This window comes from Paenibacillus sp. FSL H7-0442 (assembly GCF_038593105.1).
GTDB classification, from domain to species: Bacteria; Bacillota; Bacilli; order Paenibacillales; family Paenibacillaceae; genus Paenibacillus; species Paenibacillus polymyxa_D.
The window spans coordinates 272913-293340 of the sequence record NZ_CP151963.1 but is presented as its reverse complement, the minus strand read 5'-3'; the positions used below and the strand labels follow the sequence as shown (position 1 = coordinate 293340).

Genomic DNA, 20428 nt, shown 5'->3' with positions numbered 1-20428 from the left:
CACTTTATTAAAAAGATTTCTATCCTTTACTTTAAATCATGCATTCATTTCCATTTCATGAAATATAATTGTATAATCGTCAAATGAGACTAAGCTAGAACAAACTCTCCATAGAAGGGATGATCATACATGTCAGATGCCAATCAATTATTCGGTCAAGCGCTGGTTAAATCACTGGTCGGGGAACGTGGACATATTCGAGTAGCTCGGGCTTTACCAGACATTGACGTCGAGCTAGCAGGGAAGAAACATGCAGAAATGCCTTACAGCATTTATCAACTGCTGAAGCATATGATTTACTGGCAGCAGTTTATGCTGGAGCATTTGGAAGGACGGAAGCCCCAGCTTCCGGGCAATGTCATGGAAAGCTGGCCCGAAGAGACTGGACCGCAAAGCGAAGAGGCATGGCAGGCTGTCATTAACGAATTTTTACAGGGCGTAGATCAAGCTGTGCAGATTGCCGAAACCGCGCAACTGGATGATTCACTAGCTCATTTCCCAGGTGAAACGAAAGCAGGACTGCTGCGGAATATCGCTTCCCACAATTCATATCATTTGGGTGAAATCGTACTGCTACGCCGGATCTATGGAGCTTGGCCACCACCAGGAGGCGGCTTTCCAGCTTAAAGGCAACACCACCGCTCTAATCAAGATTCCTTCCATCCGCCGCTTCATACCTCCATCATTGCATTGGGATTTAGGCACCGCGAGGAACTCGCTCGCGTAGCCTATATGGGAACCCGCTAACTCGACTTGAAGCCGTTCATCCGTAATCAAGTGCAATCCGAATAACGGTTCCCATGATGCAAGATCAAAGAGAGGTTTCGAGGTTATGGTGAGACACTTATACTTAAATCGTAATATCGCCTGTATGATCGTGATCAGCCTTATTGCTAACATGAGTGGAAGTATGATCCTTCCACTCTTTGCTATTTATGTAGAGCAATTCGGGATATCCGTACTCGGCATGAGCATTTTATTTTCTCTGTTTTATGTGGGGAGATTTCTTGGTGGAGGCTTGGCAGGACGAATTTATGAAAAGATTGGCGCAAAATGCTTGGGGTTGAGCTTGCTTATTGCTGAAATCGCTTGTATGCTCCTGTTTCCAATTGCAACAAGTTTCATCATTCTATCCATACTGAGACTCCTTCAGGGCTTGGTAGCTATAGGGCTAACCGTCTTTGTAAGAGTCACGATCAACCATATGAGCACCCTAGAGAATCGAGGTACGCTCAATGGATATATCAGCAGCAGTGAAGGCGCCGGTATGATTTTGGGGCCTCTTATGAGTGGAGCTATTGTTTCTTATTTTTCTTTATCCATTCCGTTTTATTTCGTTGCTATTTTCTCATGTATATCCTTCGTTGCCGTTTCAAGAATGACTTTCCTCCGTTCTCCCTTAAAGCCACAAGAACAGCATTCGCCCCATCTAGAACCCAAAGGAAAAACCATGTTAACGAAACAGTTACTTGTCTATTCTACCGTTCATTTTCTTGAAATGAGTGCATTCGCTATATTTTTAACATACTTCTCCATATATGCAACCTACAAGCTCCATTGGAGCCCCGCAGAAATTAGCTTAGCTTTTACAATTATCGGCATATCGACCTTCATCTCAGCGCCCTTTATTGGCAAAATATCTGATCTACTTAAGGATCGCCTAATGCTTTGTATCCTCGGTCTATTGTTGATCATGGTGGAAATCATCTTATTTCTTCGGTTCACAGAACCGTGGATCGTATACTTAGGGATGTTCATCGGAGGTGTAGGAGGAGCCAGCTATCTGGATTCCTTTTACTCACAACTAGGGGACGTTATTCCTGAGGAGAATAGAAGCTCATTTATTGGCAATGTCGTATCTTTGTCCGAATTGGGGGCCATTGTGTCTCCGATCATCGCAGGGGCACTCATGGAACGATTTAGCATCAACACTCCCTTTTACTACAATTTGATTTTGGTGTTGATTGCTATGGTTATCCAATATGTCATTCGATTCAAGTCGAAATCTATAAGAAAAAGGCCAATTGCATAAGCAAATGGCCTCCTTTTTCATCACAGCTCCAACTCAACTGCAACCCCAAAATGATCCGATACAACTGGTCCTGTTTTTCCGTTCAGTACAACGGTTGAGGATTGTACCTGTGCAGCCTTGTTGGAGAAGATAAAGTCAATGCGGAGCGGCTCCGCATTACTTTCCCAGCCAGCAATAGCTTTAATCACCGTGTGGCCATCATCACGTACTGCTGCAATCGGATAGGTGTCCGACCAGCCGGATTGCAGTACATAGTCATACCCTTCTCCGCGCACTTCAGCCGCGTTGTTGAAATCACCCATCATAAACACAAGCGTCGAAGCAAAAGAATTTAGCACTTTGGTTGTACGATCCCATAGTCCACGGAAGGATTCTTCATCATTCCACCAGTTAAAATGTCCACTTACAAACCAAGCCTGCACTCCGTCCACCTCAGTTTGAATACCGACAATTTTACGTGAGCGGTAGTTGTCATAATCCTGTAGCGAGGAAATATATTCGTTCACCGTAGCTGTAATCGGTGTTTTCGACAGAATCGCCAACCCCTCGTCGTATTTGGCAAAACCAACATGCGCGGGAGCCCACGTCCAATGATAGCTATCAGACAATAGCCCGTTCAGCACATAAGCATAGTTATCACGCTTAATGACAACTTCAGGATCTGCGCTATGGTAAGTGCCCAAATCGTCCGCTGACAAAGGAGCCTCTTCCATAGACTGGTTCACTTCCTGTAAAGCAATGACATCAAACTGCTGTTCATCAATAAAAGCAGCCAGTTGCTTTAGCTTATCGTGCTGGTTTTCTTCCATCCAAGCATGTGCATTTAAGGTTAACAACTTCAAAGTAATCACCTGTTGAGTATGTCTTGTATATCTGATTTAAGCACATCAGCCTTCGGTCCGTAAACCGCCTGCACCCCATTATCTACTTTTATCAAGCCCAAGGCACCCAGCGCTTTCCACGTTTTTTCGTCCCCAACGGCATCTGTATCCTTCACCGTCACACGCAGACGGGTCATGCAAGCGTCCACCTCGACAATGTTCTGCTCACCCCCAAGTGTCTTGATGATATCCGTAGCCAGTTGATTTTGAGTGGAAGTAGCTGCCACACCCTCTGTCTTCGTACTCCCTGCCTCGGAAGTCCCTTGGGGCTCCTCATCCGTATAGTTCCCCAGTCTTCCCGGCGTAGCCATTTGGAATTTACCGATCATAAAATAAGCGATAAAGTAGGTTGCTACCGCAAACACCACGCAAGTCAGCACGAAGTTAATAATATCCTGCACCAACCCCGCATTTATAGACAACGGCATTCGGGTCAGCAGTTCAATCATACCAAATGAATGTAAACGCAAATGTATGATGTCGGCCATTCCGAACGCAATACCGGTAAGAATAGCATAAACCACATACAGCACAGGCGCCACGAACATAAACATGAATTCCAGTGGCTCCGTTACCCCTGTTAAAAAAACAGCTGCGGCTGCCGAAAAGATCATCGACTTGTACTTGCCGCGTTTGTCTTTGTCTACACGGCGATACATAGCCACCGCTAGTCCCATAAGGATACCTGCTCCACCAATCATTTGTCCTACCTTGAAGCGGGCAGGCGTCACGCCTTCCAACAAGCTATTGTAGGCTGTCGGATCGGTACCACGAAGCGCACTCAGGTCACTTGCCCAAGCCAGCCACAGCGGGTCTTGCCCGGCAACGACACTTCCTGCCCCGGAACCTGTAAGCGTTGTGTAAACGCCTCCAAGTTGAGTATAGTTAATAGGAACGGTCAGCATATGATGAAGTCCAAAAGGAATCAGCAGTCTTTCCAGTGTACCATAGACAAATGGTGCTACAAAAGGAGCCGATTCTCCCGAAGTCGCCAACCAAATGCCGAACTGATTAATCCCCCCCTGGACAAATGGCCAGACGGCAGACATGATCAAACTTACGATGACAGACCATAAAATCACGACAAAAGGAACAAAACGTTTACCGTTAAAAAAGGCTAAAGCGTCCGGCAGCTTGCGGTAATTATAGTACTTGTTAAATACCACCGCCCCGACGAATCCGGAGATGATACCGACAAACACGCCCATGTTGAGTGCGGGTGCTCCTAAGACAGAGGTGAAATAACCACTGACCGGAATCGATGCACCGAAGAGTGTATGGGTGGTTGCTCCCTCCTGGGTTAACATCTTCGATGATACGCCCAAAATCGTCCCTGTTGAAATATTGATGAGAACAAAGGCAATTAAAGCCGCAAAAGCCCCGCCCGCCCGTTCCTTAGCCCAGGAACCACCTATCGCTACCGCAAATAGAATGTGTAAGTTATTGATAATACCCCAACCCAAATTCTCCATGACCCCGCCGACGGTCAACCAGAAATGAATATCGCCAGCCAACATCGCCACTACTTTACCAAGCGAAATCATAATCCCGGCCGCCGGCATAACAGCAACAACCACAAGCAGTGCCTTCCCAAGCTTTTGCCAAAAATCAAATGATAGAAGTTTTTTCATGCTCGTTCAGTCTCCATCCCTTATAGTATGTATAGCATGGGTAGTACTCAAAAAATATTATGCAATCGGTTGCACAATTATTATAATGATATCGCTTTCTATTAGCAATACCCTAATTGTAAATATCTTGGTTAATAATGATAGAAACACTCGAAAAAACCGCGAATTTGTTGATTTTCGAGCAATATCGTATGATAGAACATAATATTTCCTGCTTGAGATAGCAAAAGGAGACGAAGACGATGGCAGTAACCATCAAAGATGTCGCAAAACGTGCTAATGTTGCTACCTCCACCGTATCCCGCGTCATTCAAGACAGCCCCAAAATCAGCGAAGCTACCAAGTTACGTGTCCGTAAAGAAATGAAGGCGCTTGGCTATGAACCCAACTATTCAGCTCAGAGTCTGGCTAACCGAGTCACACAGTCGATAGGCATTATTATGCCTGAATCGGATGTGGCGATCTTTCAAAATCCTTTCTTTCCGGAAAGTCTTCGCGGGATCAGCGAATGGGTGAACGAGCACAACTATACACTGTCGATTGTCACAGGCAAAACGAATGATGAATTGCTATCCCGCGTAAAGCTGATGACCCGGACCGGACGCGTTGACGGCTACATTGTCCTGTACTCCAAGCAAAAGGATAGCATCGTGGAGTATCTTCACAAAGAAAAAATTCCCTATACCGTAATCGGCAAGCCTCAACAGTTTGTCAGCGAAACCACCCATGTAGACAACGACAACTACCAGGCTGCCAAGGATGTGGTCACTTATTTGACTGGGCTGAATCATCAGCGCATTGCTTATGTTGGCGGTGATCAGGAACACATCGTGAATCTTGAAAGACTCCGAGGCTACCAAGATGCGCTACGAGAGGTTGGCTTGCCTCTACCGAAGGAATACGTGGTCAGAGAACCCTTTAATCTGGAGGACATGCGCGCGTTATTGCAGGCTACCCCGCCGCCTACTGCGATGATCGTTAGCGACGACCTTGTAGCCATGGCCGTACAGAAAATGCTTGCCCAGTTAGGCGTGTCCATGCCAGAGCAGTTATCCATGGTGAGCTTCAATAATCTAATGCTGGCTGAGCTGATGAATCCTCCTCTTACATCCGTGGATATTGATATCTTTACTCTGGGTTATCAGGCTGCCAAAAGCCTGATTGAAAAAATCGAAGACCCCAAGGAACTGACCAAACACATCATTGTGCCCCACCGAATCGTGGAGCGCAAATCCAGCCAGGTACTATGAATCTCTAAGAAATGAACAAGAACTGATTTTGTGGATATCCATAAAATCAGTTTTTTTGCGTTGACAGGGCAAACGGTTGCACTATATACTGAACTCGCTCATATATTGGTCTCGTTAAAACAACGATCTCATTTTCCGAGAGGGGTACGCACTCATGGTTTACAACCGATTATTTGACGTAGATAGTTGGAAGCTGACAACACACGCTCTACATAGCACACACATGCGATTACAGGAAAGCTTAACGTCCATAGGCAACGGTTATATGGGCATGCGCGGCAATTTCGAAGAAACGTATTCAGGGGATCATCATCAGGGAACTTATATCTCCGGTGTATGGTTCCCCGACAAAACAAAGGTCGGCTGGTGGAAAAACGGCTATCCTGAGTATTTTGGTAAGGTCATCAATGCCATGAACTTCATCGGCATCAATCTGATCGTAAACCAAGAGGAAGTAGACTTATTTACGGCACACATCAGCGATTTTGTGCAGGAGTTGGACATGAAACAGGGGATCCTGCGACGCACCTGCACCGTGAACGATCAGGTTCGTATCACTACGGAGCGTTTTCTGAGCATCACCACTCGTGAGCTATGCCTGATTGATTACCAAGCAACGAATATAAGTGAGCAACCTCTAACTATAGAGCTTGTCCCCTATTTGGACGGCAATACGAAGAATGAAGACACGAACTATGATGAGGTTTTTTGGCTGGAGGAGGCCCGAGAGGTTCAGGAACAATTCATCAGCCTGTCCACAACAACTATAGATAATCCCTTCGGTATTCCGCGCTTTACCGTAAACGCTACCATGGGTATTGTGACCGAGGGACAGGATCAGCAGACGACGGAAGAGGGCTTTTTGTATGCTGCTCGCCACTATCAATACAGCGTCGCTCCGGGCGACAGTATCCAGCTGCAAAAATTTGTGGCTGTTACCACTTCACGGGATATGGAAAAGGACGCACTGATTCCACAAGCTGAACGCATCGCCGTAGAAGCTGTGAACAAAGGCTACACTTCTCTTAAACAGGAGCATGTCACAGCTTGGGCCCGACGTTGGGACAAAGCAGATGTAGAAATAGAGGGCGATACGGAGGCCCAACAGGGAATACGCTTTAACATTTTCCAGTTGTTCTCTACGTACTACGGTGAAGATGCCCGTCTGAACATTGGTCCCAAGGGTTTTACAGGTGAAAAATATGGCGGTGCTACCTATTGGGACACAGAGGCATATGCCGTACCTATGTACCTGGCGCTCGCAGACCCGGATGTAACCCGAAATCTGCTGCTGTACCGCTACCAACAACTTGAGGGTGCCAAGCATAACGCGACCCAGCAAGGACTTCGGGGTGCACTGTACCCTATGGTCACTTTTACGGGTGTGGAATGCCATAACGAATGGGAAATTACCTTCGAGGAAATTCATCGTAACGGTGCCATTGCCTATGCCATTTACAATTACACCAACTATACGGGTGACTTGACCTATCTGCATGACTACGGCGTAGATGTACTGGTCGAAATTAGCCGCTTCTGGGCCGACCGGGTTCATTTTTCCAAAAGTCAGCAGCAGTATATGATTCACGGGGTTACCGGGCCAAACGAATACGAAAATAACGTCAATAACAACTGGTATACCAACACGCTGGCTGCATGGGTTTTGAAATATACATTATCGGTCTTGCCTCAAATTTCGACTGAGAAAGCGCAGCGCCTGGCAGTTACGGCTGATGAGCTTGCACATTGGCAGGATATCGTCACTCACATGTATTATCCCTATGATGAGGAGCGGGAAGTCTTCGTACAACACGATACCTTTATGGATAAGGATTTGCAGCCTGTATCCGCCCTTGATCCCAGCAACCTTCCACTAAACCAGAAATGGTCATGGGATAAAATCCTGCGTTCATGCTTCATTAAGCAGGCAGATGTGCTGCAAGGACTGTATTTCTTTGGAGACCAGTTCACACTGGAGGAAAAAGCGCGCAATTTTGCATTTTACGAGCCCATGACTGTTCATGAATCCAGTCTGTCTCCTTCTATACACGCCGTGCTGGCCGCCGAACTCAAAATGGAGGAAAAGGCAGTCGAGATGTATAAGCGGACGGCCCGTCTGGATCTGGATAACTATAATAACGATACCGAAGACGGCCTTCATATCACTTCCATGACGGGAAGCTGGCTGGCGATTGTACAGGGATTTGCCGGGATGAGAACCTATAATGAAACATTAAGCTTCTCCCCCTTCTTGCCTCAAGACTGGACCAAATATACGTTTAAAATCAACTATCGCGGTCGCTTGCTAAGTATTCTCGTACAGGAAAATGAAGTGAACATAACCCTGTTGGACGGAGAACCGCTGACGCTGGAGCTGTATGGACAGCCAACGCACATTACCAGTGGGCAGACGTTAATGACAAACAGCATTTCATAAATCGGGCAGACAGGGGGGAAAGCAAATGAAGGCAGTCATTTTCGACTTGGACGGAGTCATTACAGATACCGCCGAATATCATTTTCAGGCATGGGCCAGCTTGGCGGCAGCGCTCAGCATCCCTTTTGATCGGGAATTCAATGAACAGTTAAAAGGAATCAGCCGTACGGAATCGCTCGACAAAATACTGGCGCGCGGTAACCTGTCCGATACGTTTTCAGAAGAAGGCAAGCAAGAACTAGCCACACGGAAAAATACGGAGTATCAGCGGCTCATCTCAGCTGTAACTCCCTCGGACATTCTTCCAGGCATTAAAGCGCTTCTGACAGAACTTCGTGAAGCCCGAATCGGCATCGCTCTGGCCTCTGCAAGTAAAAATGCAGCGTTTATCCTGGAGCGACTGGAGCTAGCGTACTATTTTGACAGTGTGGTGGATGTTACCGCCATTCGGCATGGCAAACCTGACCCGGAAATTTTCCTCACCGGAGCTGCAAATCTGGGCGTTCAGCCTGCCGATTGTATCGGTATAGAGGACGCACAGGCTGGCATACAGGCGATCAAGGGCGCCGGGATGTTTGCGGTCGGTGTAGGGACACCTTCGCAAATGCAAGGTGCGGATATCGTGGTAGCCACGACTGCCGAGCTTTCTCTGAGCATGTTGGAGGCACATTTCTACGAGTTCAAAAAGTGACCTCCACTCGGAGTAGTTTATATGGCGTTATCACGGGGATAAAGCACCCTCACCTCATATGTATGACCAACGACGGACACCACTGGTGTTCGTTTTTGTTTACATATACTCAAAAAACTCCCTCTGTCTCTCGCTTCTTCAGCTCCCCCATCGTCGAACACGTTAGATTACCATTCCATGAATATATATCACCATTTTACACATATTACATGTATATCGTGATTTAAGCTTTTGAAGGAGGACGAGTCATGGCAAGATCACTCGAGGCGAAATTGGACCATCTACAAAAGACCCTGGGTCATCTTCCTGATGTCGTCTTCAAGAAAATGAATGTGGGTCAAACGGGAATTCATGTAATTATGATCTATCTCTCTGGTATTGCGGATACGAGCATCATTAACGAACAAATCGTCAAGCCGCTCATTTTAACTGGAATTCGTGAAAGTCACTCCCAAGTTAATCCCGAGAAAATAAAGGAGGAGCTGATACAGCAGACAGCATTTACGATCGATATGGAAGAAGAGACAGACCTTGAGACGTGTGTACACGAAGTGTTATCGGGAAATACCTGTCTGCTGATCGAAGGAACCGATGAAGTCTTTTTTGCGTCTACGGGCCAGTTTCCGTCGCGAAGTGTCGATGAACCAAGCACTGAAACTTTGGTTAGAGGACCGAGAGAAGGTTTTATTGAAGATTTGCAAAGCAACCTGGCAATGGTAAGGCGGCATATCAAAGATCTAAGTTTCAAAATAGATAAAATGACCATAGGAAGGAGATCCTCACGGAAGTTAGCGATCCTGTACATATCAGATATCGCAAATCCGGAGCTAGTTCAGGAAGTTAAACGGAGAGTCGAAACGATTGATGTGGACGATGCTTCCGATACCGGGATTATTGAGCAATGGATTGAGGAACATTCATGGTCTCCGTTCCCACAGATCCAAGCCTCTGAACGCTCGGATAAAGCTATAAATGCTTTAATGTCCGGAAGAGTTGTCATTATGCTTGATGGCACTCCTTTTGTCCTGATTGCTCCCATGACCTTCTGGATGCTGGCTCAATCCCCAGAGGATTATTACGAGCGTTTTCCTTTAGGAACATTTTTCCGCATGCTTCGTTTAACGGCTCTGTTCATTGCAACATTCCTGCCTTCGCTGTACGTTGCACTTATTTCTTTTCATCCTGGATTAATCCCACCTGAGCTAGTGATGTCTATCGTTGCCTCAAGGGAAGGGATTCCTTTTCCCGTTTTTGTGGAAGCTCTAATTATGGAGTTAGCATTGGAAATACTGCGCGAGGCAAGTCTACGGCTACCTAAAGGCATAGGACAAGTCATCGGGATTGTAGGCGGTCTTGTGATTGGACAAGCCGCTGTCGAGGCGGCGATCGTAAGTGCTTTTCTGATTATTGTCGTTGGTCTTACTGCCATTGCGTCCTTTGCAAGCCCGCAGTACAGCGGCAGTATTGGAATCCGGCTTCTTCGTTTCCCCATTATGATGATCGCAGGGATTTATGGGCTGTATGGAGTAATTTTAGCCTTTATTTGTTTAGGCGTACACATGGTCCAGATCAAAAGCTTTGGAGTTCCTTACATGTCACCCCTAGCCCCAATTCGGCTAAGAGATCAACAAGATACTTTGGTTCGGGTTCCTTTTAAATATCTCAAAAAACGCCCTATGATGCTAAAGACACAGGACGAAATACAATCTAACAGAAAAAGGAAGTAAACCTATGCTCTCTTACATCTTTCTGTTTCGTCGAACCCTATGGGCGCAAAAATGCTTTGCTGCATGGATCGCATGTGCTGCTCTCCTCACCGGTTGTTGGGATAGCAGAGAGATCGATAACTTGAGTATTATTCAAGGCGTCGCCATTGATACGGATCAGCAGGATATGCTGGAACTTACCTACCAGCACTTAATAGCGCAGAAATCCAGAAAAAATATGTATAGCAACGTAACAACCTTTAACAAAGATTCAATCCAGTCTGCTTCCAGGGAACAGGCCAAGCAGGTATCCCGTGCTCCTTTATATAGTTTTATTCGCTTAATTTTGATTAGTGACCAAGCTATACAAAAAACAAGAATCGACCAATTGTTAGATACGTTTACTCGCTCCTATAAACCGAGTCGAAAATCACTTGTTATGATCGTAAAAGGCAATGCGAAAGAAGCGCTCAATAAGATTGGCAAACATAAAGAGATACCTTCCATTGACCTTGAAGCATTGGCCAAAAATAGTGATTTCAACTCAAAAATACCTTATAGAATAACATTAGGGGAAATGTCTACACATATCTCACAAGGAGCTGACTTCCTCATTCAATGCCTAGAAGGCAATGACGGCAATCACTTCTCAGGAGCAGCTCTGGTCAGCGGCAAAACGAAGAAATTTGCTTATTGGCTGGACGAAGAGGATGTTATCGGGATCAACTGGATGCTGGGAAAAACGAAGGGTTCCATTATTAAAGTTGAGGACCCAAAGACGAAACAACACATGGTCTTTGAAGTTGAGGATGCCCATAGTAAACTTATTCCCCACCTTAATGGACAGGATCTCTCATTCACAGTTCGTATCAAAACAGATATCAAGCTAAACGAAAACTCGGTTACTTCTGTGGACTTCCTGAAGGAATCATTCATCCGAACCGCCAAAGAAGCAGCGCAAGATGAAATCAAACAGACCATATCCCAATCGCTAAACACACTTCAGAAAGAAATGAGAGCAGATGTAGTCGGTTTTGGCACAAAAGTAAAAGTGAACTATCCCGCTTACTGGGATCGGGTAAAGGAAAATTGGCAAAATACATTCAGTCAAATACCAATCGATGTTCAGGCTGAAGTACAGATTAAACGAACAGGTGCTTATACAAAAGGAGAGGAAGAGTAATGTCCAACATACCTTCCATGAAACAGGAAAAAATCTCTACCCTTCAAGCCTTACTTACAGTCACTTCGACCGTGTACGCTGTGGGAATTGTCAGTTTGCCAAGAACCATCGCGGAAAAGACACAAACGCCCGACGTGTGGCAGGGACTTTTGCTGGCAAGTCTGCTTGGGGTAGGCATCGTTTTTATCCATTTTAAACTGTGCCGGAGATTTCCAGGGAAGACGTTCTATGAGCTCAATCCTGTGATCGCGGGTAAATTCATCGGCCTGCTCATCAATATTGCATTTATTGTACATTGCACGATGATATGCTCTTTTGTATGTAGAATGATGGCGGAATTCCTCAAAGGTCTTGCACTGGAGAGAACCCCAATAAGTATGATTCTCTTACCGTTTCTTCTGCTTATTGGGTATTTGACCTGGGGCGGTCTCCATGCAATGGTTCGATTGATCGAACTTTTTTTCCCTTTAACCCTTATTGTTTTTTTATTGTTGGTCGTTCTTAATGTCAACCATTTCAATCTTGATAATTTGCGCCCTGTTTTCCATAAAGGATGGCGACCGATCTTTGAATCACTTAAAGTTATACCTTTCTCTACATTGGGTTTTGAATCCATCCTTATATTAACTAATGTGATGACCCACCCCCAAAAAGCATGGAAGGCTGGGTCAATCGGCTACTCGATTGCAATGGGTTTGTATATTTTAATGGTAACGATGGTCGTCGGCTGTATGTCAGTTGAGGAAGTTTCCCGACTGCAATGGCCAGTCGTTTCTTTTGCACAGCAAATTGAATTCCCCGGCGCGTTCCTGGAACGATTTGAAATATTATTTATCATTTTGTGGACGATCAAAATTTTCATGACCGCCTCAAACTATTATTTCTATATTGTAACGGGGATCAGCCAGCTCACCCAAAAGTGGAACGGGTATATCTGTTATCTCCCGTTAATTATATTATTTTGCCTGAGCATGTATCCCCAAAATTTTGTTGAGATAGGCAACTTCGATAAAATAATAGGTTATTTTGGAATTGCTGTATGCGCAGTAGTACCCTTGGTGCTTCTTGTTATCTCTATGGTCTTCCATCGAACAGAGAATCCGGATGGGAAACAATAGAGAATGCCTCCCCGCTCTTGCCAATGAATCAATCCCCTTATGCTATAGCGTAAGGGGATTTTTACTTTTTACCCGATGGTTATTCTTCGGAATTTTCCAACTGCTCCCTCCACTCAATTTATATCCGTGAACTGATATAATGGAAGAGTTAAGCAGTCATCGGATTAACTATTCTCTCTTAGGAGACTAATGCATATGAAACCAACCTATCTTATGGATGATATACAGTGGCAACAGCTTATTCAAAACGTGGCTGACCATTTTAATGATGTGACGATCAAACGAGGTTTCCAATATTTTAAGCAAGGAAAGGTAAAAGAATTCGTAATGCCTGATGCCGATCATATTGCAGCTGTCGTGGATGGAAGCGAGCTATACGAGGTGGATCTCCACTTGAGCGCTTTTGCTGCCAGCAGATGTACATGCCCTGTCCACGCCAACTGCAAGCATATGATCGCCGTACTACTGAATTACGCGAATGAACAGGAACGTTCTGTACATGCTTTAGTGAACGCTCATTCGGCGGGATTCACTCGATTGTCGACAAAAGCTGACACGCGTAACACACCTCCTTCCCGGTCGAATCTTTCACCGGATCACAAGGAAACAACAAGAAACGCCCTCAGTAAAACTGCAAGTAAAATACCGGACATGCCCATTTCAGAGTGGCATGATCTGTTCGATCAGTGTATCGCCCTTAATCGTGTGAACACACAAAACTCCCAATTTGTCCAAAGCGCTTTAGCCTCGATCTATGCTGTGAAGCCACCGCTTTCACCTGGCATGCAACAGCTATACGGACTGCATGCTCATCTGCGTGTGCTGGAAAAGCTGGTACCTCAGTCTTCCATGCCAGGCTATCCCTCTCATACCTATATGGGGTATTACACGCAAATTGCTGCCGATGAGCTTAAAGAAGCGATCGATCGTGATTTTGAGAGTCCACTGGAGCTGACCGATGAACCGATGCAAGAAGCCCGTATCGCAGAAACCTTAGCCTATTTACGCCGAAAAATGCTGACAGAATCGCGTAACGGTACTTATTTTTCAGACGCGTATTATCAGTTTTGGCTGTACTGGGTGCATCCCGTAAGACAGGACTCCAGCATATATACGGAGGAATTACAGCATTTGCAGGCGGCTGAGGAGGATCTCGGCACTACTTTAGCAAGGCTTCCGTGGATGTTGGCTCGCAGCTGGATGCATATTTTCCAATCGCAGGATAATGAAGCCTGGGTACTTCTTCAGGAAGCGGAACGAGCTTTTCCACTAAAAATCTCTTCCAACCAATTGCTTTTGTTCTTACAGGCGTTGCGTAAAGCTGAGAATTGGGCACGCCTCAAGGACGGACTGCGGCATATCGGTCCCCTGCTTCACAGTCATCGGGATGACCATTTACAGGATTATATGCATGATTGGGATGTGGTTTTGCAGCACCTTCCAGAAGCGGAGCAGGACATGTGGGACACGCTGGTGGGTATGCTTCCATTTGCCGGAGAAATGTATGAAGAGGCACTGCTTGCTCACGAGAAATGGCGGTCATGGATCGACTATCAGCTAAGCATACGCAGTGAACCTTTGAGTTTTCGAGTGAGCGTGTTACAGCCCATTGAAAAGAACGCGCCTGAGTTACTACTCCCCTTTTACCATCAAGCGGTAGAACGCTATGTGCTAGAAAAAAACAGATCCAGCTATAAAGCAGCAGTCAAGCTATTAAAGCGGCTGTTCAAGCTGTACAAGAAAATGAAGCAAGAATCACGCTGGGAGCTGTTCTTTACGACCTTCACCAGCCGTCATAGCCGCCTGCGGGCGCTACAGGAGGAATTGCGGAAAGGGAAATTGTTATCATGAGTCAATATACCGAAACGATTACCGTGCATATCCAATTAACTACCTATGGAGACGCGCTGATCTATGGCGATTCCTCCATGAACTATAGCATTTCCGGCCAAATTCTGAAGCAGCGTTTGTTTGCTTGGCATGAGGCTTCGTTTTATGGCACCGATCTGGAGATTCAACATGTTCAAGACACGGATATTATCCTGCTGCCTTCGGAGCAGGTGATTCCTTTTCTGGCAGAGCGCGAGCTTCTAAAGCATATCGAATGGATCTGGGACGAGGCCCATGCCCCATGGCTTCAGCTGATCCCTTCGCTTGCTCACTGTATTGAAGCGAAAGCCTATGTGCCCAGCTTCACGGCGTTCCAGGCAGGGAAGCTGCAATGGGAATGGGATGCGGAAGCACTGGAAAACATCCAGCCGGCAGAGCTTGCTTTGCTAGGCAACTTGGAGAAGGACGAGCAGGATGGGCTGATAGCGGCGTTCTCGGCTGCCGTATTTCAACGCTGGTACGGCACCGAAGCGGAAGCCGCCGATTTGCGAAGAGAATATCCGATTCTCTTCGCCTCCAACCGCCCAGCCGCGGCGGGTCTAGACGCGCGGGCCTGGCTCATCGCCATCGGCTGGAAAGCCGATACCGCGCCCTTTCGGCCGCTTCTGCAACTGCTGGAGCCAGAGCTGGAGGACGACGAGCCGTCCTGGCAGCTCAAGCTTGTGTTGCAGGACAAGCAAGACCCGGCGTTGCTGGTGTCTGTACAGCTCGCCGATGATGGGTATGCATCCGGCTCATGGCCCGATGCCTGGACAGCACATGTCCGTGAGCGCTCAGCCGGGTGGCTAGAAGGCTTGACCTCGATTTTGCCTGCCGGGCAGCGTGCCGGAAGCCGTGATGACGTGCTGAATCGCCCGCTCTCCGACGAAGCGGCGTGGCAATTCCTGACGACCGACAGCCAACGTCTGCTGGAAAGCGGTTGGCAAGTGCTGCTCCCGGCTTGGTGGGAGGCAGCTACCCGCAAGAAGCCGAAGCTGCGGGCCAAGGTACGCCCGGGCGAAGGGGCGGGAGAGCGCACGAAGGGCAGCTCGCTGTTCGGACTGGACTCGATTGTCCAGTTCGATTGGCGCGTTGCCATTGGCGATGCCGATCTGAGCGAGTCGGAATTCGCCGAGCTGGTCGCTCGCAACGAGCGCTTGGTTCGCTTTCGCGGGCAATGGATCGCGCTCGACCCTGCGCTGCTGGCGCAGATCCGCCGGGCTATGGCCGGGATCGACAGCGCTCAGGGATTGTCCTTTCAGGACATCCTGCAGCTCCACCTGCTCGGCAACGCCGACGATCCTGAAGGCGACGCCTCGAGTGAGCAGCCGGAGGATGCGGCACGCTTCCGGCTGGAAGTCGAGCTGAATGCCCATCTGCTGAAGCTGATCAGCCAGCTCGGACGGCAGTCAGAATGGCCTGCATTGGACGTGCCGGACGGGCTGCAAGCCGAGCTGCGGACGTATCAGAGGGACGGGTACGCATGGCTTGCCTTTTTACGGCGTTTTGGACTGGGGGCCTGTCTGGCCGATGACATGGGACTTGGTAAAACGGTGCAATTTATTACTTATTTACTGCACTTACAGGAAATTGCCGCTGAGACGGGTGTCCGCTCCAGTTCGCTGCTGATTTGCCCGACGTCGGTGCTGGGCAACTGGCAGAAGGAACTCAGCCGCTTCGCCCCTTCATTGAAGGTGATGCTGCACTATGGAAGCAGGCGGAAGCAGGGAGACTTGTTCCGTGAAGAAGTAGAGCAGGCTGATGTCATCCTGACCTCCTTTGCTACGGCAACCCTGGATCAAGAGCTGCTACAAAGCATGACCTGGGATTCGGTCTGCCTGGATGAAGCGCAAAACATTAAAAATGCGCAAACCAAGCAATCCACAGCCGTGCGCAGCTTTCCTGCACGTCATCGGATTGCGTTGACCGGGACACCTATTGAAAATCGATTGTCCGAGCTGTGGTCCATTTATGATTTTATCAATCCAGGTTATCTGGGCAGCTCACGCGCCTTTAGCAATCGTTTTATGAATGCTATTGAGAAGGAACATAACGAGCAGCGCACATTAGATTTGCAAAAGCTGGTTCAGCCCTTCATGCTGCGGCGCAAGAAGAAGGACCCTGCTATACAGCTTGATTTGCCTGACAAGAATGAGATGAAAACCTACATTCATCTGACCTCTGAGCAGGGCGCGCTCTATGACCAGATTGTCAAAGAGTTGATGGAACGGATGCAGAAGCTGGAAGGGATTGAACGGAAAGGAGCCATTTTATCCGCCCTTACCCAGTTGAAGCAGCTTTGCGACCACCCAGCCCTCTTAACCAAGGAGGCACTCCCGGATGCAGCGGCTTCCGGTTATAGTCAGTCCGATCTTGAGACGGTCATTAGCCGTTCATCCAAGCTAGAGCGCATTCTGGCTATGGTCAAGGAACTGCGGGAGGAGGGCGAGCGCTGCCTTATTTTTACACAGTATATTGGTATGGGGCAGATGCTCCAGCGGGTACTCGCTCAGGAGCTGCAAGAGCCTGTGCTCTATCTGAACGGTAGCACGTCCAAAACGGCGCGTGACCGAATGATTGATCAATTCCAATCTCACACGCTCCCCCCTGCCGAGCAGCCATCCGTGTTTATTTTGTCGCTCAAAGCCGGGGGGGTGGGCCTGAATCTGACGGCAGCCAACCACGTCTTTCACTTTGATCGCTGGTGGAATCCGGCTGTTGAAAATCAGGCCACAGACCGAGCCTATCGGATGGGACAAACGAAGGATGTACAGGTGCACAAATTTATCTCGCTGGGCACGCTGGAGGAACGCATTGATGAAATGCTGGAGAGCAAGCAGCAGCTTAGCGACCAAATCATAACCAGTACCGAAGGCTGGATTACTGAGCTGTCTACAGACGCGTTAAAAGACCTCTTTACGCTACGGCGCGAGTGGGCATAATGATGTCCCAAGTTCAATATATACCTATTTTTAAGAAGCAGTAGTTTATAGCACGGTCCAAAACTCCTTTGTGTGCATTTACTATCTCATCACAACAAAGGAGTTGATTTGAAGTGGCCATTCGTCCTCCACAAACGCTGAAATCTACGGGCAGAAAGGTTCCTGTTACGAGATATCGCAATGTGAGTCCAACACAAACCCTTCGTAGATTTACAGTTATCTGGGCTAACAATGATGGTGTACCTTTTAACACGTCTGGATTTTTTGCAACACTCCGGCGTTTAGATGGAACCTTTGTGCAAGCTGCAGGCTTCGACCGCTTTGGTACTGCCCGATTCAACAGAGTCCGCACACCTACGAACCAGCCTTATATTCTGCGTACTTTTAGAGATGATGGAGTATTATTCCGCGTTAGATCCGTACCTGCTGGCGTATCCTCATTTGTCGTTATTGGTTAAGCTCATACCGAACGCAGCCTAAACGTGGGTAACCAAAAAAGCAACCAGAAACAGAGCATATCTGTCCTGGCTGCTTTTTTATATGCCTACCTATTCGGAATCTTCTTCCACTATTGCATCTTTCGTAGCGGCTGTATTGTACACCGTTTTGAGCCAGTTTTCACTCGACCAGTTCAGCTTGCCTGCACCCGCTCCATCCTTGGCCTGCAATTGAGCAACCAGGTTAGCAGGGTCTTCGGCAGTATAGCTGTATGGCAACGTTGTGAACCCATTCCAAGAGAAGCCCTTGGCCTTCGCAGGATAAGGGGCTAACGGGCTATTCGCAGCTTCACTGCCTCCTCTGAATACGGTACCATTGTCGGAAAAGATAACGTCTTCGGCTTTGATTTTACCTGTATAATCTGCTTTGTTAGGATCTTTTTGATTATTACGCACTGGAGAAAACACATCAATTAAATAAGACTTTTCTAGCAATACCGCGCCGTTTTCTGTTGAAATTGCACCATTACCCACGACATCAAAATGGTATCCCTTGGCGGCAATTGCTTTAGCCATGTCAGAAGTAATTCTTTTTTTGGCTCTGGCCAATCCGGCATCGTCCATAACGATGTTATATGCATGAGCATTACCACCACGCAAACGTGGCATACGGTCCTGAATATCCAGATAGTAATTATGATGCAGCGTCACTTCCAAATCTGGATTGTCGGAAGCCATTTCCGTAGCACCGATCAGATGCGCCTTCTTTTGTCCTGCTGCAATATCAATGATATCTTCTTTACTCATGCCTACTGCATTGCTTCTCAGATAAGCGTACATAGGATAGGAAGACTTGTCTGCTTCCATCGCGTTGACTTGTTGGGTTACCCAGCTGTTGGAGCTGCGGTCATCTCCTTTGAACAAGGACCAGGAAATCGTAACTCCGTTACTCCCTTTTTTCACATCTACCAGACCATCATAGGCTTTGTTAAATGTGCAATGGTCGATCCATACCTTGGAGCTTGCACCTTCGACAGTAATATAGTCCCAGTCATTCTTGTCATAGTTCCCTTTGGTTGCTTCATCCCACTCCCAAAGTTCATCAAATTCGAGGTTACGGAAAATCAAATTGGAGCTTCTTTTGATAACAAAGCCGGCATGTTTGATTTTCGCATCATTGGCCGAGAAAATCGTAACCCCATTCATATTTTCGATATAGACTTTGCTCACACCTGTCTTTTTCAGAACAGGATGTGTTTGTACAGGATTGTTGGCACTAAAAGGCATTACTTTGGCAGCACTAGGAATTTCATTCCAACCGAGATCAAGATCGTTCATAATCTCAATCACTTTGACTTTGCTGCCTTTCTTCAGTGCTTCGTTGAGATCTACAGCGTTGTAAACTTTTTTGTAGTTGGCATCTGTATCCGCAATGTTGCCACCACCTGTATTACCATACGAAAAGCCAGTCAAATTATAGTTACTTTTAGAGGTTACATCAGGGTCCACTCCAGGAGTCGGTTTTTCTGTACCTGGTGTTGGATTCACAGGCGGTGTTCCTGGATCTACCTCAGAAGAAACACCGGATACAATCACATTATCGAATTCGGCAGCTGCTTTGGAGGTCACCAAACCAATGGCTCCAGCAGTGAGGCTGGTGTCTGTTGCGGACAGCTCCAGTTGATCATTGACATACATTTTGATTTCCGAACCGGATAGTTCCAGCTTAACTCTGTACCATGTATTCGTGTCCAGTTTGTATTTTTTATTGGTAGCCAGTGTCTTCATAGAGCCTTTGACTTTTTTTCGAATCTCAAGCGCTCCGTCATTCTTGTTGTACAACGATGCTGCGTAGAAGTTGTTGGAATCTGTGTATCTACCTGCAACGTAGACTCGATTGGAGCCATTAAAATCATTTACATATACATCTGCTTGCACGCTATAGTTCGTCCATGAGGCATTACCCTTAACGGAATGGCTTTCGCTTCGACTAGATTGCTGGTATGTAGAGCCATTCCCATCCTTGACCACAGACCAGTTCCCCGAATCCGCGGTCCAGCCTTGAGCTTTTCCTTGTTCGAAATCATCACTTATCTGTAAATTCCCATCCGCATGTGCATGACCTAGCAACGGTAATGATAAAGACAGTACCAACGTACTGCTTAACATTACACTTGCACATTTTCTTAGCAAACTCGATTTCATATAACAATCCCCTTCTTGGTTAGATTCATGAATACTAAAGCAAAGG

The 20428-nt window shown here is 47.0% G+C and carries 14 protein-coding genes; 11 read left to right on the top strand and 3 right to left on the bottom strand.

From position 1 onward, the window contains the following. Positions 1 to 129 precede the first annotated feature (129 nt). Both MHH57_RS01250 and MHH57_RS01245 read left to right on the top strand, forming a co-directional pair. Positions 130 to 627, top strand: coding sequence for a DinB family protein (locus MHH57_RS01250; protein ID WP_165149284.1), 498 nt, complete (start codon positions 130 to 132; stop codon positions 625 to 627). 205 nt (positions 628 to 832) lie between these two features. Then, complete coding sequence (locus MHH57_RS01245) at positions 833 to 2032, top strand: MFS transporter (RefSeq protein WP_342434725.1); 1200 nt, start codon at positions 833 to 835, stop codon at positions 2030 to 2032. Between the two features lie 20 nt (positions 2033 to 2052). On the opposite strand, the gene MHH57_RS01240 is transcribed toward MHH57_RS01245, so the two are convergent. Together MHH57_RS01240 and MHH57_RS01235 are read right to left on the bottom strand one after the other, a co-directional pair. Beyond that, entirely contained in the window at positions 2053 to 2874 is an 822-nt protein-coding gene (locus MHH57_RS01240; RefSeq protein WP_165149288.1) for an endonuclease/exonuclease/phosphatase family protein, read from the bottom strand. Positions 2875 to 2879: 5 nt separating this feature from the next. Beyond that, a complete protein-coding gene (locus tag MHH57_RS01235; RefSeq protein WP_069010149.1) occupies positions 2880 to 4544 on the bottom strand; it encodes a PTS transporter subunit IIBC in 1665 nt (554 codons plus the stop codon). A 242-nt stretch (positions 4545 to 4786) separates the two neighbouring features. On the opposite strand from MHH57_RS01235, the gene MHH57_RS01230 reads away from it, so the two are divergent. From MHH57_RS01230 to MHH57_RS01190, 9 genes are all read left to right on the top strand, one after another. Next, on the top strand, positions 4787 to 5794 hold the full coding sequence (locus tag MHH57_RS01230; protein ID WP_029516899.1) for a LacI family DNA-binding transcriptional regulator: 1008 nt from the start codon (positions 4787 to 4789) through the stop codon (positions 5792 to 5794). Between the two features lie 154 nt (positions 5795 to 5948). Next, entirely contained in the window at positions 5949 to 8231 is a 2283-nt protein-coding gene (locus tag MHH57_RS01225) for a glycoside hydrolase family 65 protein (protein WP_342434724.1), read from the top strand. A gap of 25 nt (positions 8232 to 8256) precedes the next feature. Continuing rightward, entirely contained in the window at positions 8257 to 8922 is a 666-nt protein-coding gene (gene pgmB / locus MHH57_RS01220) for a beta-phosphoglucomutase (protein WP_165149292.1), read from the top strand. Positions 8923 to 9170: 248 nt separating this feature from the next. Next, complete coding sequence (locus tag MHH57_RS01215; RefSeq protein ID WP_029516902.1) at positions 9171 to 10649, top strand: spore germination protein; 1479 nt, start codon at positions 9171 to 9173, stop codon at positions 10647 to 10649. A gap of 4 nt (positions 10650 to 10653) precedes the next feature. Further along, positions 10654 to 11811 (top strand): Ger(x)C family spore germination protein, encoded by a 1158-nt coding sequence (locus tag MHH57_RS01210; RefSeq protein ID WP_342434723.1) that lies wholly within the window; start codon positions 10654 to 10656, stop codon positions 11809 to 11811. Between the two features lie 17 nt (positions 11812 to 11828). Next, positions 11829 to 12929, top strand: coding sequence for a GerAB/ArcD/ProY family transporter (locus tag MHH57_RS01205; protein WP_241081094.1), 1101 nt, complete (start codon positions 11829 to 11831; stop codon positions 12927 to 12929). Between the two features lie 195 nt (positions 12930 to 13124). After that, positions 13125 to 14780 carry an SWIM zinc finger family protein gene (locus tag MHH57_RS01200; protein WP_342434722.1) on the top strand — a complete coding sequence of 552 codons (1656 nt, stop codon included), beginning with the start codon at positions 13125 to 13127 and terminating at the stop codon, positions 14778 to 14780. Further along, positions 14777 to 17740, top strand: a complete 2964-nt coding sequence (locus MHH57_RS01195) for a DEAD/DEAH box helicase (protein WP_342434721.1) — start codon at positions 14777 to 14779, stop codon at positions 17738 to 17740. The genes MHH57_RS01200 and MHH57_RS01195 overlap by 4 nt, the downstream gene beginning before the upstream one ends. 113 nt (positions 17741 to 17853) lie before the next feature. Beyond that, a complete protein-coding gene (locus MHH57_RS01190; RefSeq protein WP_016820169.1) occupies positions 17854 to 18198 on the top strand; it encodes a hypothetical protein in 345 nt (114 codons plus the stop codon). A 90-nt stretch (positions 18199 to 18288) separates the two neighbouring features. Here MHH57_RS01190 and MHH57_RS01185 read toward each other — a convergent pair whose 3' ends face one another. After that, entirely contained in the window at positions 18289 to 20382 is a 2094-nt protein-coding gene (locus MHH57_RS01185) for a family 16 glycoside hydrolase (protein WP_342434720.1), read from the bottom strand. Positions 20383 to 20428 lie beyond the last annotated feature (46 nt).

What these genes read in the sequence shown, in the direction of transcription:
- MHH57_RS01250 (WP_165149284.1), top strand. Translation starts at nt 130, where the DNA reads ATGTCAGATGCCAATCAATTATTCGGTCAAGCGCTGGTTAAATCACTG.
- MHH57_RS01245 (WP_342434725.1), top strand. Translation starts at nt 833, where the DNA reads ATGGTGAGACACTTATACTTAAATCGTAATATCGCCTGTATGATCGTG.
- MHH57_RS01235 (WP_069010149.1), bottom strand. Translation starts at nt 4,544, where the DNA reads ATGAAAAAACTTCTATCATTTGATTTTTGGCAAAAGCTTGGGAAGGCA.
- MHH57_RS01230 (WP_029516899.1), top strand. Translation starts at nt 4,787, where the DNA reads ATGGCAGTAACCATCAAAGATGTCGCAAAACGTGCTAATGTTGCTACC.
- MHH57_RS01225 (WP_342434724.1), top strand. Translation starts at nt 5,949, where the DNA reads ATGGTTTACAACCGATTATTTGACGTAGATAGTTGGAAGCTGACAACA.
- pgmB (WP_165149292.1), top strand. Translation starts at nt 8,257, where the DNA reads ATGAAGGCAGTCATTTTCGACTTGGACGGAGTCATTACAGATACCGCC.
- MHH57_RS01215 (WP_029516902.1), top strand. Translation starts at nt 9,171, where the DNA reads ATGGCAAGATCACTCGAGGCGAAATTGGACCATCTACAAAAGACCCTG.
- MHH57_RS01210 (WP_342434723.1), top strand. Translation starts at nt 10,654, where the DNA reads ATGCTCTCTTACATCTTTCTGTTTCGTCGAACCCTATGGGCGCAAAAA.
- MHH57_RS01205 (WP_241081094.1), top strand. Translation starts at nt 11,829, where the DNA reads ATGAAACAGGAAAAAATCTCTACCCTTCAAGCCTTACTTACAGTCACT.
- MHH57_RS01200 (WP_342434722.1), top strand. Translation starts at nt 13,125, where the DNA reads ATGAAACCAACCTATCTTATGGATGATATACAGTGGCAACAGCTTATT.
- MHH57_RS01195 (WP_342434721.1), top strand. Translation starts at nt 14,777, where the DNA reads ATGAGTCAATATACCGAAACGATTACCGTGCATATCCAATTAACTACC.
- MHH57_RS01185 (WP_342434720.1), bottom strand. Translation starts at nt 20,382, where the DNA reads ATGAAATCGAGTTTGCTAAGAAAATGTGCAAGTGTAATGTTAAGCAGT.